The organism is Bacillota bacterium, assembly GCA_013178305.1.
In the GTDB taxonomy this organism is placed as follows: Bacteria; Bacillota; Sulfobacillia; order JABLXB01; family JABLXB01; genus JABLXB01.
Window position 1 is genome coordinate 194,221 of sequence record JABLXB010000007.1, and the last position, 14,683, is coordinate 208,903.

At 64.5% G+C, this 14,683-nt stretch carries 12 protein-coding genes; 11 read left to right on the plus strand and 1 reads right to left on the minus strand.

The genetic code is table 11. The features are described from left to right. Positions 1-42 precede the first annotated feature (42 nt). The 3 genes from lspA to pyrR are packed head-to-tail and all read left to right on the plus strand — an operon-like array spanning position 43 to position 1,933. Positions 43-450, plus strand: a complete 408-nt coding sequence (gene lspA / locus HPY55_13575) for a signal peptidase II (GenBank protein NPV71650.1) — start codon at positions 43-45, stop codon at positions 448-450. Next, positions 447-1,388: an RluA family pseudouridine synthase gene (locus HPY55_13580; protein ID NPV71651.1), complete on the plus strand. Its 942-nt coding sequence runs from the start codon at positions 447-449 to the stop codon at positions 1,386-1,388. The genes lspA and HPY55_13580 overlap by 4 nt, the downstream gene beginning before the upstream one ends. Beyond that, a complete protein-coding gene (gene pyrR, locus HPY55_13585; protein NPV71652.1) occupies positions 1,379-1,933 on the plus strand; it encodes a bifunctional pyr operon transcriptional regulator/uracil phosphoribosyltransferase PyrR in 555 nt (184 codons plus the stop codon). The genes HPY55_13580 and pyrR overlap by 10 nt, the downstream gene beginning before the upstream one ends. Here pyrR and HPY55_13590 read toward each other — a convergent pair. Then, positions 1,911-3,758: a fibronectin/fibrinogen-binding protein gene (locus HPY55_13590; GenBank protein ID NPV71653.1), complete on the minus strand. Its 1,848-nt coding sequence runs from the start codon at positions 3,756-3,758 to the stop codon at positions 1,911-1,913. The two genes, pyrR and HPY55_13590, sit on opposite strands and share 23 nt — an antisense overlap. 133 nt (positions 3,759-3,891) lie before the next feature. On the opposite strand from HPY55_13590, the gene HPY55_13595 reads away from it, so the two are divergent. From HPY55_13595 to HPY55_13630, 8 genes are all read left to right on the plus strand, one after another. Next, positions 3,892-4,968: a hypothetical protein gene (locus tag HPY55_13595; protein ID NPV71654.1), complete on the plus strand. Its 1,077-nt coding sequence runs from the start codon at positions 3,892-3,894 to the stop codon at positions 4,966-4,968. Positions 4,969-5,064: 96 nt separating this feature from the next. Then, positions 5,065-5,172, plus strand: a complete 108-nt coding sequence (locus HPY55_13600) for a rubredoxin (GenBank protein ID NPV71655.1) — start codon at positions 5,065-5,067, stop codon at positions 5,170-5,172. Positions 5,173-5,181: 9 nt separating this feature from the next. Next, positions 5,182-6,045: a diaminopimelate epimerase gene (locus HPY55_13605; GenBank protein NPV71656.1), complete on the plus strand. Its 864-nt coding sequence runs from the start codon at positions 5,182-5,184 to the stop codon at positions 6,043-6,045. After that, entirely contained in the window at positions 6,042-7,211 is a 1,170-nt protein-coding gene (locus HPY55_13610; GenBank protein ID NPV71657.1) for an LL-diaminopimelate aminotransferase, read from the plus strand. Before HPY55_13605 ends, HPY55_13610 begins: the two co-directional genes overlap by 4 nt. Before the next feature lie 124 nt (positions 7,212-7,335). Continuing rightward, complete coding sequence (locus HPY55_13615) at positions 7,336-9,621, plus strand: glycogen debranching protein (protein NPV71658.1); 2,286 nt, start codon at positions 7,336-7,338, stop codon at positions 9,619-9,621. A 146-nt stretch (positions 9,622-9,767) separates the two neighbouring features. Continuing rightward, positions 9,768-10,511, plus strand: a complete 744-nt coding sequence (locus HPY55_13620; GenBank protein NPV71659.1) for a hypothetical protein — start codon at positions 9,768-9,770, stop codon at positions 10,509-10,511. Between the two features lie 429 nt (positions 10,512-10,940). Continuing rightward, positions 10,941-12,206 carry a glycosyltransferase family 4 protein gene (locus tag HPY55_13625; GenBank protein ID NPV71660.1) on the plus strand — a complete coding sequence of 422 codons (1,266 nt, stop codon included), beginning with the start codon at positions 10,941-10,943 and terminating at the stop codon, positions 12,204-12,206. A 50-nt stretch (positions 12,207-12,256) separates the two neighbouring features. Then, entirely contained in the window at positions 12,257-14,680 is a 2,424-nt protein-coding gene (locus HPY55_13630) for an NTP transferase domain-containing protein (protein NPV71661.1), read from the plus strand. The last annotated feature ends 3 nt before the right edge of the window (positions 14,681-14,683 follow it).

The following is a 14,683-nucleotide window of genomic DNA, read 5'->3' on the forward strand; positions in this document are numbered from 1 at the left end:
TTGCAGATCCTGGCGACCGGGGCAGTCGTTTTCCTGCTTGATATGATAGCGAAGAAAGTAGTGCGCACCCTGATGACTCCGAACCAGTCGATCCCGGTAATCCCCGGCGTGTTTCACCTTACTTACGTCCTGAATCCCGGGGCCGCATTCGGCCTGTTCGCGCAGAGGACGAACTACTTCATCGCCGTGAGCGTGGTGGTGATCGCGCTCATCCTGCTTTTTGGGAACAGGCTCGCGAGGGGGAACCGAGTCCTCCAGGCCGGTTTCGGCCTGATGCTCGGGGGCGCCGTGGGTAACCTCGTCGACCGCGTCGTGGCCGGGAAGGTCACCGACTTCATGGATTTCCGCATCTGGCCCGTGTTCAATGTCGCCGACGCTTCAATAGTGATAGGCGTCGGTCTTTTCGCGCTCGACGCCTTCTTCGGGAAGGACTCACGGGGACAACGATGAAATCGCTTACTTACCGCGTCGACGAACAGGATGCAGGCGCCCGCCTGGACAGGTGGCTCGCCGCTAAGACCGGCGGTGAGTTGACCAGAACGCACGCGCAAAGACTGGTCAAGGGCGGGTTCGTGGCGGTAAACGGGGCCACCGAAGCCAGGCCGTCGTGGGAAGTGCGGCCCGGGTCCGAAGTGACTGTTACCATTCCAGACCCTGAACCGCTCGAAGCGGCTCCGGAGGACATACCACTGGACGTGGTGTACGAGGACCGCGACGTCCTCGTCGTGAACAAGCCAAGGGGGCTGGTTGTCCACCCCGCGGCAGGCAATCGAAGTGGTACCCTGGTGAGCGCCGTCCTGTTCCGTTGCGGCGACCTGAAAGGCATAAACGACATCATAAGGCCCGGCATTGTGCACAGGCTGGACAAGGACACCACCGGGCTCATGGTCATCGCGAAGAACGAGGAAGCATACAAGTTACTGGCGAGACAAGTCAGGGATCGCTTGCTCAAGCGTCATTACCTCGCCATGGTTCACGGCGTGATCCTGGAGAACCGGTTCGTCATCGAGGCGCCGGTGGGCCGCCACCCGGTCCACCGTAAGCGCATGGCCGTGATTGCGTCGGGAAAGCCCTCAGCGACCGTCGTAAAGGTGCTGGAGAGGTTCAAGGCCGAGACCCTGGTTGAGTGCGAGCTTCGAACAGGACGCACCCACCAGATCCGCGTTCACATGTCGCACACCGGCCACCCCGTGCTGGGTGACCCCGTGTACTGCCGCAGGAGGACCCCCGGGCTTGAAGGCCAGGCGCTTCACGCGTGGAGGCTTGGATTCAGCCGGCCGGGGGACGGGCAGTACGTGGAGTTCAGCGTGGAGCCGCCGGCCGACTTTCAGCGAGTGCTCGACCGCCTGCGGGCGGGGGGCGTCGCTGCACCGGGGGGATGCACGTGAGCAAGCGGAGAATAAGGGCGCGGATAATGGATGCCGACGCCATGCGGAGGGCCCTGGTCAGGATCGCCCACGAGATACTGGAGAGGAACAAGGGCACCGAGGACCTCGCGCTCGTCGGCATACGCCGCCGGGGAGTGCCCATCGCCATACGGCTCAGGGACAAGATCAAGGAGATCGAAACCCAGGAGGTGCCGGTCGGCATCCTCGACATCACCTTCCACAGGGACGACCTCCACGGCAGGATCCCGGAGGGAGAAACGCTGACGCAGATCCCGTTCGACGTGAACCGGAAGAAGATCGTGCTTGTCGATGACGTATTGTTCACCGGCAGGACCACCCGCGCCGCGATGGACGCGCTCATGGAGCTGGGCAGACCCACGTCGATCCAGCTTGCGGTGCTCATCGACCGCGGGCACAGGGAGCTGCCCATCAGGGCGGACTACGTCGGGAAGAACGTCCCCACGTCCCTCAAGGAGAACGTGAGCGTGAGGCTCAAGGAGAGCGACTGCGAGGACGCGGTGGTTATCGAGGAGTACATCCAATAGGAGCGGGGTCCGGCGCTACCACAATGGTACGCTCGTGGTCGTACAGCACCATGCCGGGCTTCGCCCCGCGCGGTTTCCACACGTGACGCGCCAGCGTGTAATCCACCTGTACCTTCGTGTTATTGCGCCCCTTGCTGTGATGCGCCGCCAGTGAAGCGGCTTCGAGCAGCGAGCGCTCGGCGGGCCACACCTCCGGCGGCCGGCCCGCATCCCTGGAATACCGCAGGATCACGTGAGCTCCCGGCACGTTCTTGGCGTGGAGCCAGACGTCCTCGGGCTTGGCGTTCCTCCACAGGAGGTCGTTCTGCCTGTTATTCCGCCCGACCAGGATCTCGAACCCCTCGGAAGACCGCATTGCCACCGGCTCCGACGCACCGGTCGTTCCGCCCACTGGGCCGGACCGCCCGCCCGGCCCCGCGCCGCCGCCTCCGCCGGCGCGCCGTCCCGTCTTTGCCACCCTGCCTGTTGTGCCATGGCGACCGTGGTCGGTGGCCGCGATATACCCCTCGGCGGCGAGCTCATCCCTGATCTCGCAAAGAGGCCCCTCGGTGGTCGCCAGGTCTATCGTTTCGGCGACCTGTTCGAGGTAGGAGATCTCCGCCCGGGTCTTCCGGAGGCGCGACCCGGCTTGCTCGCGGGCTGCCTTGGCCTTCGCGTACTTCTTGAAGTAGGCTTGAGCGTTCGCCTGGGCGTCCATCGAGGGATTCAGGGGGATAGTGACCTCGGGCGCCGCCTCCTCGTAGTAGTTCGGTAGCCGCACTTCCTGTGACCTCTCGATTCGCGCCCCGTAGGCCGTCAGGAGTTCGCCGAACAGCCGGTATTGCTCGGCCTTCATTCCCTCGGCGAGGTCCTGCTGTTGTGAGTCCAGGCGGGAGACCGCCCTGTCCAGGCCCCGTTTTACCGCCGAGCGCAGCGAGTGCTGCAGCGACTGGAACCTGTCTGCTCGCAGTTTCGCGCCGTAATAGGCGTCCAGGGCGTCGCTCATCGTCTCGTAGCGCCTGGACTCGAACCCGCTCAGGTGATCCAGCGGGAAGCAGTAATAATCGACCGGTCGCTCACCGTCCCAGTAGACGACCGGTGAGAATGCGGTTGGCGCGTGGTTTGAAAACGCCTCGCGGAGCGCGGCGACAACGGCCACCGCCAAAGCGGTGAGGCCGGGTGAGACCGGGCCGCTCCGATTTCGCCCCACCGAGACAACGTGCCTGGACAGCGCGGGCCCGAGACCGGCGACCCTGTCCACCAGCACGTCTTCGAGGCGCCTGGAGGGGTCTTCGAGCGCCCACGCCGCGAGAGTATCCGGCTCCAGATCGAGGGGGGAGATCCTCGCCCTCGCCGGCGGAGGCGAGTACCGGCTCCCCGGAAGAACCTCCCGCGCCTGGTTCACGTCGAGGGAGGATCTTTTCAATGCGTCCGTTATCACGCCCGCCCGATCGAGCAATACGATGTTACTGCGCCTGCCCATCATCTCCGCCAGCAGCGTATACACCTGTGGAACGCCCATGTCGTCGCGGCCGTCGAATCGCAGGGAGAGTATCCTTTCAAACGGGACTCGCTCGACGCCGGAAAGCCTGGCCCCCTCGAGGTGTTTCCGGAGGAGCATGCAGAACATCGGTGGGAACTTGGGGTTCTCGATGGCGAGCGTGGTGAACTGCACCCGCGACGCTTCAGGGGACGCCGACAGGAGGAGCGCCCTGTCGAAGCCGGGCTTTCGCAGGTGGATAACCACGTCCATGGCGCGGGGCTGGTATATCTTCGCGACCCGCGCCCCCAGTGCCCGGGTGATCTCCGCGGTCGCGGCCGACATCACGAGGGTGTCGTAAGGCAAGAGCGACCCTCCTTCGCAGCCCAAGTATACTACAGGCTTTGAGGGCGGGCAAAACTACGGAGGAAACGGCGCGGGGACGATGAACTCTCACGGCGACTTCGAATGCCAGGACCGGGAAGTGGGGTTCCCTGCAGTGGACGAATGGGCAAGGGCTGCCGGGCTGCTGGCGGCGCAGCCGGGGGTCGCCATGCTAATCGGGGCTCCCAACAGCGGAAAGACGACCTGCGCGACGCTCCTGGCCAGCGTGTGCGCTGACCGGGGCCGCCCGACCGCTCTGGTCGATTCGGACATCGGCCAGTCCGACATCGGGCCCCCCGGCACGATCGGGCTGGGCCTGGTGACCGCACCCCTGCGACGTATGAGGGACGCGACCCTGGCGGCGGCGTACTTCGTTGGCTCGAATTCCCCCGCCGGCCACGTGCACTACATGGTCGTCGGCGCCCGCCGCATGGTGGACAGGGCGCGCGAGCGCGGGGCTGAGGCCGTGATCGTGGATACCACCGGCACTGTCCACGGGTGGTTCGCCCGCGAACTCAAGCAGGCCAAATTCGATGCAGTACGCCCCAGATACGTCATCGGCCTTCAGGCTTCCCGCGAGATCGAGCACTTGCTGGCGCCGTTGGAGCGCTGCGGCGCCGCCACGGTTCTGAGGCTCCCGGTGTCGCCTGAAGTTCGGTTGCGCTCCCGGGAGGAAAGGCGTATGTTCAGGGAGCGCGCATTCCGCGAGCATTTAGCGCCCACCGTGCGCAACACCCTGTCGTTCAGGTCCGTCCCTTTCCTCAGGACGTTCCTCGGTTGCGGGAGGGACCTCACAGAGGCACGCCTGTCCGGGATCTCCTCTACGCTGGGGGTGACAGCCCTGTACGCGGCGGCTGTCCCCGGCGGGCTGTTCGTCGTGGGCCAGTGGGACAGGGAACCCGACGCCTTGCGCCTGAAAGACATCGCGCTGTCCGAGTCGGGCGCCCCCGGTTTCGTGCACCTGGTCCGCGATGAGAGTTTCAGGAGCCTCCTGGTGGGACTGCTGGACGCCGCCGGTGAGTTTCTCGCCGAGGGGATCATCGAGAGTATCGATTTCGAACAGCGGGCCGCGACTATTGTTTCGTGCCTGGACGCGGAGCGGTTCTCCCGCGTGGGCTCGGTCGTGCTGGGTGCGCTGAAAGTCGCACCCGATGGCAGGGAATTAGGGAGGATATCGCCCTCCGACGTATAACAAACGGTGGGAAAAGCAAGGGCTGTGGGCGGGCGGCGCTGCAGGTAACGGGCTCCTCCCGCCCGGGCCCAGGTCGGTGACGGGGGAGGGATATACATGGCAGTCTGGCGTTGTTCCGGTTGTGGTTACGAAAAAGACGCGAGGTGCAAGCCCCAGAAGTGCCCCCAGTGCGGTGGAAAAGGCACCTTCGCCAAGAAGGAGTAAGGGGTAGCGATGCACTTCGTCAAAATGCACGGGTGCGGCAACGATTACATATTCGTGGACTGCTTCCGTGAGGGAGAGGACCACGACTGGCCGCGCCTCGCGAAGGAGATCTCCGACCGTCATTGGGGGATCGGGTCGGACGGACTCATCCTGGTGATGCCGCCCCATTCCGGGGATGCCGATTTCCGGATGAGGATGTTCAACTCGGACGGCAGCGAGGGCGAGATGTGCGGGAACGGCATTCGCTGCTTCGCCAGGTACGTTTTCGAACACGGCCTCACCCGGAAGACGCATCTGGAGGTCGAGACCCTGGCGGGGATGATCCGGCCGGACTTGATCCTGCGGGATGGCTCAGTCACCGCGGTGCGGGTGGACATGGGAGTCCCGTCGCTCAGGCGGGAAGACATACCCATGCAGGGTGAGCCCGGATCGAGCGCCCTCGGAGAAACGCTACTGGTGAAAGGGAAGCCGTACACGTTCGGGGCGGTCTCGATGGGCAACCCGCACTGCGTCATCTTCGTCGAGGACGTGGCGGGTGTGCCGCTCGCAGAGATTGGACCGGTTATCGAGAACCTTCCCATGTTTCCCCGGAGGACGAACGTCGAGTTCGTGCAGGTGCTGGGCAGGGAACTACTAAGGATGAGGGTGTGGGAGAGGGGAGCGGGTATCACGATGGCGTGTGGCACGGGGGCCTGCGCATCCGCCGTGGCCTCGCACAAGATGGGATTCACCGGCAACCACACGCAGGTCGTTGCCGATGGCGGGACTCTCGAGGTGGAGTGGGCGGGCAACGGGCGCGTGTACCTGACGGGCCCCGCTGAGAAGATATGCACCGGCGTGTTCACCCGGTGGAAGGAGGACCAGAAGAGTTGAAGAAGGCCGAGAGGATCAAGAGCATTCCTCCGTACATGTTCGCCGAGCTCAGCAAGCGCGTCGCGGCGAAGCGGGCGACAGGGGCGGACGTAATCGACCTCGGGATCGGCGACCCCGACAAGCCGACGCCCAGCTGGGTAATAGACCGCCTCAACGCGGCGGCGCAGAACCCTTCTACCCACCACTATCCGCCGTACGAGGGCGACAAGGAGTTCAACTCGGAGGTCGCTCGATACTACAAGAAGCGGTTCGGCGTGAACCTCGATCCCTCCAGCGAGGTGTTCATGGTATCGGGCTCCAAGGAGGGTATAGCCCACCTGATCTGGGCGTTCGTCGACCCCGGCGATTACGCGCTCGTGCCGGATCCCGCCTACCCGGTGTACCGCATACAGACCCTGCTGGCTGGCGGTGTGCCATTCCAGATGCCCCTGACCAGGGAAAACGGCTTCGTGCCGGACCTCGGTAAGATCCCCGAGGACGTGGCCAGGCGCGCCACCGTGATGTTCCTCAATTTCCCGGGAAACCCGACGGCGTCCCACGTGGAGAAGGAATTCTTCAAGGACGCGGTCGCGTTCGCCAGGAAGCACGACATAGCCCTCGTCCACGACGCGGCATACGTCGAGATGACGTTCGACGGCTATGTGGCGCCCAGCATCCTGGAGGTCGATGGAGCCAAAGACATCGCCGCCGAGTTCTACTCGCTGTCGAAGCCGTTCAACATGACCGGCTGGCGTATCGGGGCCTGCGTAGGTAATAACGAGATCGTCTACAAGGGGCTCGGCATAATCAAGACGAACACGGATTCGGGCCATTTCGTGGCCGCCCAGAAGGCGGGCATCGAAGCCTTGCGCCACGACCCGGAGGGGTTCGTAGCCGGGATGAACAAAATGTATGCGGCGCGCCGGAACGCCCTGGTGGATGGCCTTAATGCGGCCGGCTGGAACTTGACCAGGCCGAAAGGGACGTTCTACGTGTGGGCGCCGGTTCCCAAAGGTTACACCTCGGCCGACTTCGCCCTGCTCCTCCTGGAGAAGGCGGCGGTGGTGGTCGTCCCCGGCACCGGATACGGGCAATTCGGCGAGGGTTACGTGAGGATTGCGCTGACTGTCGAGGAGGACAGGCTCCGCGAGGCGGTGCGGAGGATAGTCGACCACGTGAGGGTCTGAGGCAGGCGTTCCGCGCGGGGCTAGCCTGCGATCTGGACCCGTCACGCTTTTCGTGGGTATAATCGTGGGTTGCAGCGACCACCCTAAAACCATTGGCTGACGATGTGTTTCGGGGTGGTCGCTCTTGCTTGGTGTAATCGGTGCCGCGAGGTCGGGCGAGAGCCGTACCATCCCCGCTCTGCTTACCGGCTCCCTCGAGATGGATTCCACGCGCGAGTGGCTGGCCTCGAACGGCCTGGGCGGGTGGGCCTCGTCCACCGTGGCCGGCGTGAACACCAGGCGGTACCACGGGCTGCTCGTGGCGGCGACGCGACCTCCGGCCGGACGCGTGCTGCTCCTGTCGAAGGTGGAGGATAGGGCCATCCTGGGCGGAGTCGATTATCACCTGTCGTCGAACTTCTACCCCGGGGTCGTCCACCCCGACGGTTACTCTCGCCTGACCGCGTTCGAGATGGCCCCGTTTCCCATCTACACGTACGAATTCGGTGGGGCGGTGCTTACGAAAGAGATCGTTCCCCTCCACGGCCGCAACGCGATGCTCGTCCTATACACCGTGCTGGAGTCGCGTAGCCCGGTTACGCTTCACCTGGAACCCCTCGTGAACAATCGCGATTATCACGGCATTACATCCAGGCCGGGCTGGGATTTTGCGAAGGAAGCCCTGCCCGCACCGGCGGACGTGCGCAGGGGAGCGCTCGGGTCGGCGGGTGTACTGGTCTCGCCTCCCTGGGGTGGCGTTTCTCTTTCGCTGTGGCTTATCTCCGGGGGGCGTGACGAGCCGCCGGCGCGTACTCCAGAATACTCCGCCCGCGGGGTTTGGTATCGCGACATGGAGTACCCCGCCGAGCGGGCGCGTGGTTTGGAGTTCAGGGAGGACCATTACTCGCCGGGCGTGTTCTCGGTGGCCCTGGAGCAGGGCGAGCTGGCAGGGCTGTATGCTGCAGCGATAATGCCGGGGGAGGCGTGGGCCGGCGCCGGCCGCTGTGCGGGCGAGGCCCTGCCCGGGGGCTTCGTCCCGCCGATCGGCCTGCGCGAGACCAGGGTCGAGGAGGCTGCAGCCCTTCGCCGGCGGACGTCGCTCGATAAGGCGGTGTTCGACGTCGTTGCCGAGCCTTCACGGGATCCTGAATTCGAGACAGCGTTGGCCGGGGCGGCCGATTCGTTCATCGTCACCGCGCCGGACCCGCGAGGCGCGGCGCTGGGCTCCACGCGGCGCCTCGCGACGACGCCTCCCCAGAATCCCGCGCGGCGCTCCGCGAAGACCCCATCCCCGAGTTCCATAATCGCCGGATACCACTGGTTCGAGGAGTGGGGGCGGGACGCCTTCGTTTCTCTGCCGGGCCTGTGTCTCGTCACCGGGAGGTACTCCGAGGCCAGGTCGGTGATCGCCCATTTCGCCGGCTACGTCAGGGACGGGCTTGTCCCGAACCGTATCCCTGCGCCCGGGAGGGAGGCGGAATACGGCTCGGTCGACGCTTCGCTGTGGATGGTCTACGCGCTGTGGAAATACCTGCAATACACGTCGGATATGGAGTTCGCGGCTGAAATGCTCGGCGTGGTGACCGGGATCGTCGACGCCTACCTCGAGGGGACGCGGTTCGGCATCCGCGCCACGCCCAATGGCATGCTCTGGCAGGGCGAGCCCGGCATGCAGATCACGTGGATGGACGCCAAAGCCGGCGATCGCGTGGTCACTCCGCGGACCGGCTGGGCGGTGGAGGTCAACGGCCTCTGGTACAACGCCCTCCAGGTCGCGTCGGCGCTATGCCGCGCGTTCCCGGAGAGCCCTGCGAACGTGGCGCGGGCGGAGAGATATGCCTCGACCGCCCGCCTGATGAAGAAGTCGTTCGACTACCTGATGCTCGACCGCCGGCTCGGGTACGCCGTCGACGTCCGCGACGGGCATGGGCCGGATAGGAGCCTCCGGCCCAACCAGCTGATATGCATGTTCCTGCCTTTTCCGGTGATCGACGCGGAGGCGGCGCAGCCCGCGCTGCGCGTCATTATGGACCGGCTGCTCATCCCGACCGGCGTGAGGACGCTCGACCCCGGCGACCCGCGCTACAGGGGCCGGTATTGCGGAGGTGTAACCGAGAGGGACGAGGCGTACCACCAGGGGACCGCGTGGGCGTGGCTCATGGGACCGCTGATAACGGCGCTGCGCAGGGCGGACGGGTACTCGGAGCGGTCAAGGGCGCTGGCCGGCCGCCTGCTCCACCCGTTCAAGGCGCACCTCTACGAGGCCGGCCTGGGAACGGTGTCGGAGGTCTTCGACGGCGACCCGCCGCACGCGCCGGGTGGATGCATTTCGCAGGCCTGGAGCGTGGCCGAGATTTACCGGGCGTACGTTGAGGAATACTTGGAAGCGGGGCCGCCGCATGGCTCCATCGCCCACGCCGACCGCGGGTGAGGCCGATCGCGCAGGACATCTCACCTGCCACGCCCTCTTTCTATCCATACAGCGGCACTCGATTACCCTCAAGAGGGTTTAGCCATGCGGTTAGAGAATAGGGACAATGGGGCGCTGGGTTTGGCTGGGAAGAGGAAGTGGTTAGCGTGTCGCTGGAAGTCAAGGTTGACGTCCTGGGACAGGAAGTCGCTGGCCTCACTGAGAGAGTGGATGGCCTCACTGACAGGGTCAACAGTCTCACTGAGAGAGTCGATTGCCTCACTGAGAGAGTGGATGGCCTCACTGACAGGGTCAACAGTCTCACTGAGAGAGTCGATTGCCTCACCGAGAGAGTGGATGGCCTCACTGACAGAGTCAACAGTCTCACTGAGAGAGTCGATTGCCTCACCGAAAGGGTGGATGGCCTCACTGACAGGGTCAACAATCTCACTGAGAGAGTCGATTGCCTCACCGAAAGGGTGGATGGCCTCACTGACAGGGTCAACAGTCTCACTGAGAGAGTCGATTGCCTTGCAGACAAGGTCGAGAATATGGCGGATAACCTCGCACGGGTGGAGAGTCTCGCCCAGAAAGCCCTTGCCGTAGCCGAGAAGGCTCTCACCGTAGCCGAGGAAGCCCTCGCCGTGGCAAAAGAGGCCAGGAACGAGGCGCGCGAGGCGAAGGATGAGGCCAGGCGTGCAAGGGTTCTCATGGAGCAGACTGACAAGACCGTCCACCTGATCCTTGAGAACCTGACGACGTTCCTGGAGAGAACGGATCTCATGTCCAGAAGAATGGACGAAGCGGAAGAGACTTGTGAACGCAGATACATGGAGATGAGGGCCGGAATTCACGGGTTGGACAAACGCGTTACGAAGGTGGAACATATCCTTCAGATACGAAAACGCTAGCCGAATGATATCCGAATGAATATCCGAATGACAGGAATCCTCCACCCGGACCGACCAGAAAAATCCGGGTGCACGCCTTCCATTAGCTGCTGGCGCCGACGCTGAGTGCGCTATTGTGCCGGCGGTTGCCAAGTTAGTACCAGAAATCATAGCCCCGAAACCCCTGTCCCATCTGGATTTTCGTCTTTGCCTGCGGTATAACCCGGAGACTCATGCTGGTAGCATGAAAGTCCTATAGCAGGCCAATTCTACCAACAGGCGTGCTGCCTTCGCACCGCTTCCGTACCGTAAATCCCAGGCGCGGAGCGTCGCCGAGATTTACAGGGCGTACGTTGAGGAATACTTGGAGGCGGGGCCGCCGCGCGGCCCCTTCACTCCCGCCGGTCCGGGCGGAGGATAGTCACGGAGGAACAAGACGGAGGCACAGAGATGAGGGTCCTGATGATCTCCTGGGAGTACCCGCCGAAGAACGTCGGCGGGCTGGCCAGGCACGTGTGGCACCTGTCGAAGGCGCTCGCCAGGCGCGGCGTTGAGGTACACGTCGTGACGGTGGGCGATGAGTCACTCAAGCAGAGACAGGACGACGGCGGCGTGCGCGTTCACCGCGTGGTCCCATACCGCCTGAGCCCGCCCGAGTTCGTCCCGTGGGTGCTCCAACTCAACGTGAGCCTTCTGGAGCGTGCGGTGTCCGTGCTGAACGACCTGGATGGGGTGGACCTGGTCCATTGCCACGACTGGCTCGGCGCGTTCGCCGGAAGGGCGCTCAAACACACGTACAGGGTCCCGCTCATCGCGACGATACACGCCACCGAGCACGGGAGGCACCAGGGCCTGCACAACGCGTGGCAGCGGTACATCGGGGACGTGGAATGGTGGCTGACCTACGAGGCCTGGAGGGTCATCTGCTGCAGCCAGTACATGCAGGGCGAACTGCAATCGGTGTTCCAGTTGCCTGCCGACAAGATCAGGGCGATAAGAAACGGCGTCGACCCCGCCGAGTTCGAGACCAGGAGTAACCGGAAGAGGGAGGAATTCGCCCACCGGTCCGAGTCGATCGTGTTTTTCGTGGGGCGGCTCGTGCCCGAAAAAGGAGTGCAGGTACTGCTGGACGCGATCCCCGAGGTGAGGAAGGTCAAACCGATGACCAGATTCGTCATCGCCGGCACGGGGCCGAGCGAATCCTGGCTCAAGGCGAAGGCGTACCAGATGGGTGTCGCGGACCAGGTCAGATTCACCGGGTATATAGACGACCCCGTGCGCAACAGCCTGTACTCCTGGGCAGACGTCGCTGTGTTCCCGAGCACTTACGAGCCGTTCGGCCTCGTCGCTCTCGAGGGTATGGCCGCGCGGTGCCCGGTGATCGTGGCGGACTGCGGGGGCCTGTCGGAGACGGTCGAGCACGGGGTAGACGGCCTCAAATGCCGCGTGGGCGATTCGGGTAGCCTTGCCGCTGAGATCCTGCACGTGCTGTGCGATGCACAGTACGCCGGCTACCTGAGAGACAACGCTTATAAGAAGGTGACCATGGACTACACCTGGGGCGGCGTCGCGGACGAAACGCTGTCGGTGTACTCAGAGGTGCTGAACGACCACCGCAGGAGCCTCTGGAAGAGCGAGGCCGCCGGGTTGAGGCTACCGAAGCCGTTCGCCCTGACCAGGGCGTTCATGGAGTGGGGAAGGTACAGTCGCGCGTAGTGAGGCTACGTTCAACCATACACATCAACTTGCCGGGGGGTTCCGCAACTGTGAAAGCCGTGATCATGGCCGGGGGAGAGGGCTCGCGTCTTCGCCCACTCACGTGCAACAGGCCGAAGCCAATGGTCCCCGTGGTCAACGCTCCGATACTGCAGCACATCCTCAATCTGCTCAAGGCGCACGGTATCACCGACGTCGTGCTGACGCTTCAGTTCATGCCCACGGCGATCATGAACCACTTCGGGGACGGCTCCGGACTGGGGATGAGGATGCGCTACGTGGTTGAGGACTCACCGCTGGGGACCGCGGGCTCCGTCAGGAACGCGGCGCGCCTCCTGGACGAGCCGTTCCTCGTGTTGAGCGGCGACGCCCTGACCGACTTCGACCTCACGCGCCTGTATGAGTACCACGTGAGCACGGGCGCGAAGGCCACCCTGGCGCTGACGCGGGTTTCCAACCCCGTTGAACTCGGGATCGTGATCACCAACCCCGACGGTTCCATCAGGAAGTTCCTCGAAAAGCCCTCGTGGGGCGAGGTATTCAGCGACACCGTGAACACCGGCATCTACGTGCTCGACCCGTCTATACTGCAGAAGGTCCCGGAGGGAAGACCGTTCGACTTCTCGAAAGACCTGTTTCCGACGCTCCTGGCATCGCGAGAGCCCATGTTCGGCCTGGTACTCGATGGCTATTGGTGCGACATCGGCAACCTGGAGCAGTACGTCCAGGCGCAGATCGACGCCATGGATCGCAAGGTCAACCTCGCCATTCCCGGTAGCGGGACTTCGCAGGGGGTCTGGGTATCGGGCGAAGCCGCGATCTCACAGGGGGCGGTGGTCATCCCTCCGGTGGTGATCGGCGACGGCGCACGGATAGCGCCCGGCGCGGTTGTGGGCCCGCACACGGTGGTCGGAAGGGGCTCTCAGGTCTGTGCGGGGGCGTCGCTCCGGCGGGCGGTGCTATGGGACGGGGTATTCGTGGGCGAGGGCTGCGAGGTCCGCGGTGCGGTGCTCTGCGACAGGGTGCAGGCCAAGCCGAACGCGAAGGTGTTCGAGATGGCCGTGGTCGGCGATGACACTCGGGTCGAGGAGCGGTCCGTAGTAAAGCCGGGCGTGAAGATATGGCCGAACAAGATCGTGGGCAAGGCAGCCACGGTGCACGAGAGCATGGTCTGGGGGAACGTGGCCCCGATTTCGCAGGTCAAGAGCCTCGGACTGGCAGGGCTGCCCAACACCGACGTTACCCCCGAAGCAGTCACCCGCATGTGCGCCGCGCTGGGCGGCGCCCTGGGCGGGAAGGGGACGGCTGTGGTGGCGGCGGACTCGCGTACGGCGGCGCAGATGCTGAGGCAGGCCGCGGCGTGCGGGTTCACCTCGTCCGGCATGGACGTCATCGACCTCGGGCTGGGTATGCCCCCCATCATCAGGTTTGCCGTCCGGCTCCTCGGGGCCCAATGTGGGGTTGCCGTCAAGCGCGGTGTCTCCGGCGACGATTCCGTCGTAGTCGAGATATACGACTCGCGCGGCGTCAACCTGCCCGCGGACATGCAGAGGAAGGTCAACCATTCACTGGCGCGGGGCGACTTCGGCAGGGTGCCATCGGAGTCCATCGGCCGAGTGACCTTCTGCCCGTCGGTCGTATCCGACTACCTGGGGAATATGTCGGAAGGTCTCGACGCCGATGCGATTCGCACCCAGGCGCTGCGCCTCTATGCTGCCGTCCCCGCCGAGGCCGAAGACCTGGTCGACATGGCCGGCGAGAGATTTGGGTTTGAAATCAACGTCACCGGCGGGGCAGGCGATGTGGAGGCTCTCGTCGGAAGCGACGGCGCCTCGGTGGGCGCAGTGTTCGGGCCGACGATGGAGTCGGTGTCCCTCGTCGACGAGACGGGAAGGGTCATCGCCGGCGTCGCGCTTCATGCCTTGCTGCTTCGCGCGCTCCTTGAAACCCGCCCGGGATCCACAGTCGTCGTGCCGGCCAACTTCCCCGGGTACGCCGAGGAACTGGCTCGGGTTCTGGGTGGCCGCGTTGTACGCTCCAAGACCTCGGTCCCCGCCCTGATGTCCAAGATGCTGGAGCACTCGGAGAAGTCGGGTTCGCCCCAGTTCAGGGTGTGGTTCGACGGCCTGAGCTGTCTGCTGTGGCTCCTGGAATGGCGCGGGCACAGCGGCGCGACCTTCGCGGAGCTGTCCGGGGCGGCGCCGGGCACCATTGTGGCCGCCAGGACGGTGCACTGCCCCTGGGAGGCCAAGGGCCGCGTGATGCGAACGCTGGTCACGACCCTACCACACGACGACGAGGTCCCTGAGGGCGTCAGGCTGAGGCAGGAGCGGGGCTGGTCGCTCATACTGCCCGACGAGGACGAACCGGCGTATCACGTGTACGCCGAGGCTGCCTCGATGGAGGTTGCGTCGGAGATAGCGGAGTCACTCGCCCGCAAGGTCGCTGAACTGAGGGATACCGGGAAAGAGTGACAA

Excerpts from the sequence above, each read along its gene's own strand:
- HPY55_13625 (NPV71660.1), top strand. The coding sequence starts at position 10,941 with ATGAGGGTCCTGATGATCTCCTGGGAGTACCCGCCGAAGAACGTCGGC.
- HPY55_13600 (NPV71655.1), top strand. The coding sequence starts at position 5,065 with ATGGCAGTCTGGCGTTGTTCCGGTTGTGGTTACGAAAAAGACGCGAGG.
- HPY55_13605 (NPV71656.1), top strand. The coding sequence starts at position 5,182 with ATGCACTTCGTCAAAATGCACGGGTGCGGCAACGATTACATATTCGTG.
- lspA (NPV71650.1), top strand. The coding sequence starts at position 43 with ATGATAGCGAAGAAAGTAGTGCGCACCCTGATGACTCCGAACCAGTCG.
- pyrR (NPV71652.1), top strand. The coding sequence starts at position 1,379 with ATGCACGTGAGCAAGCGGAGAATAAGGGCGCGGATAATGGATGCCGAC.
- HPY55_13580 (NPV71651.1), top strand. The coding sequence starts at position 447 with ATGAAATCGCTTACTTACCGCGTCGACGAACAGGATGCAGGCGCCCGC.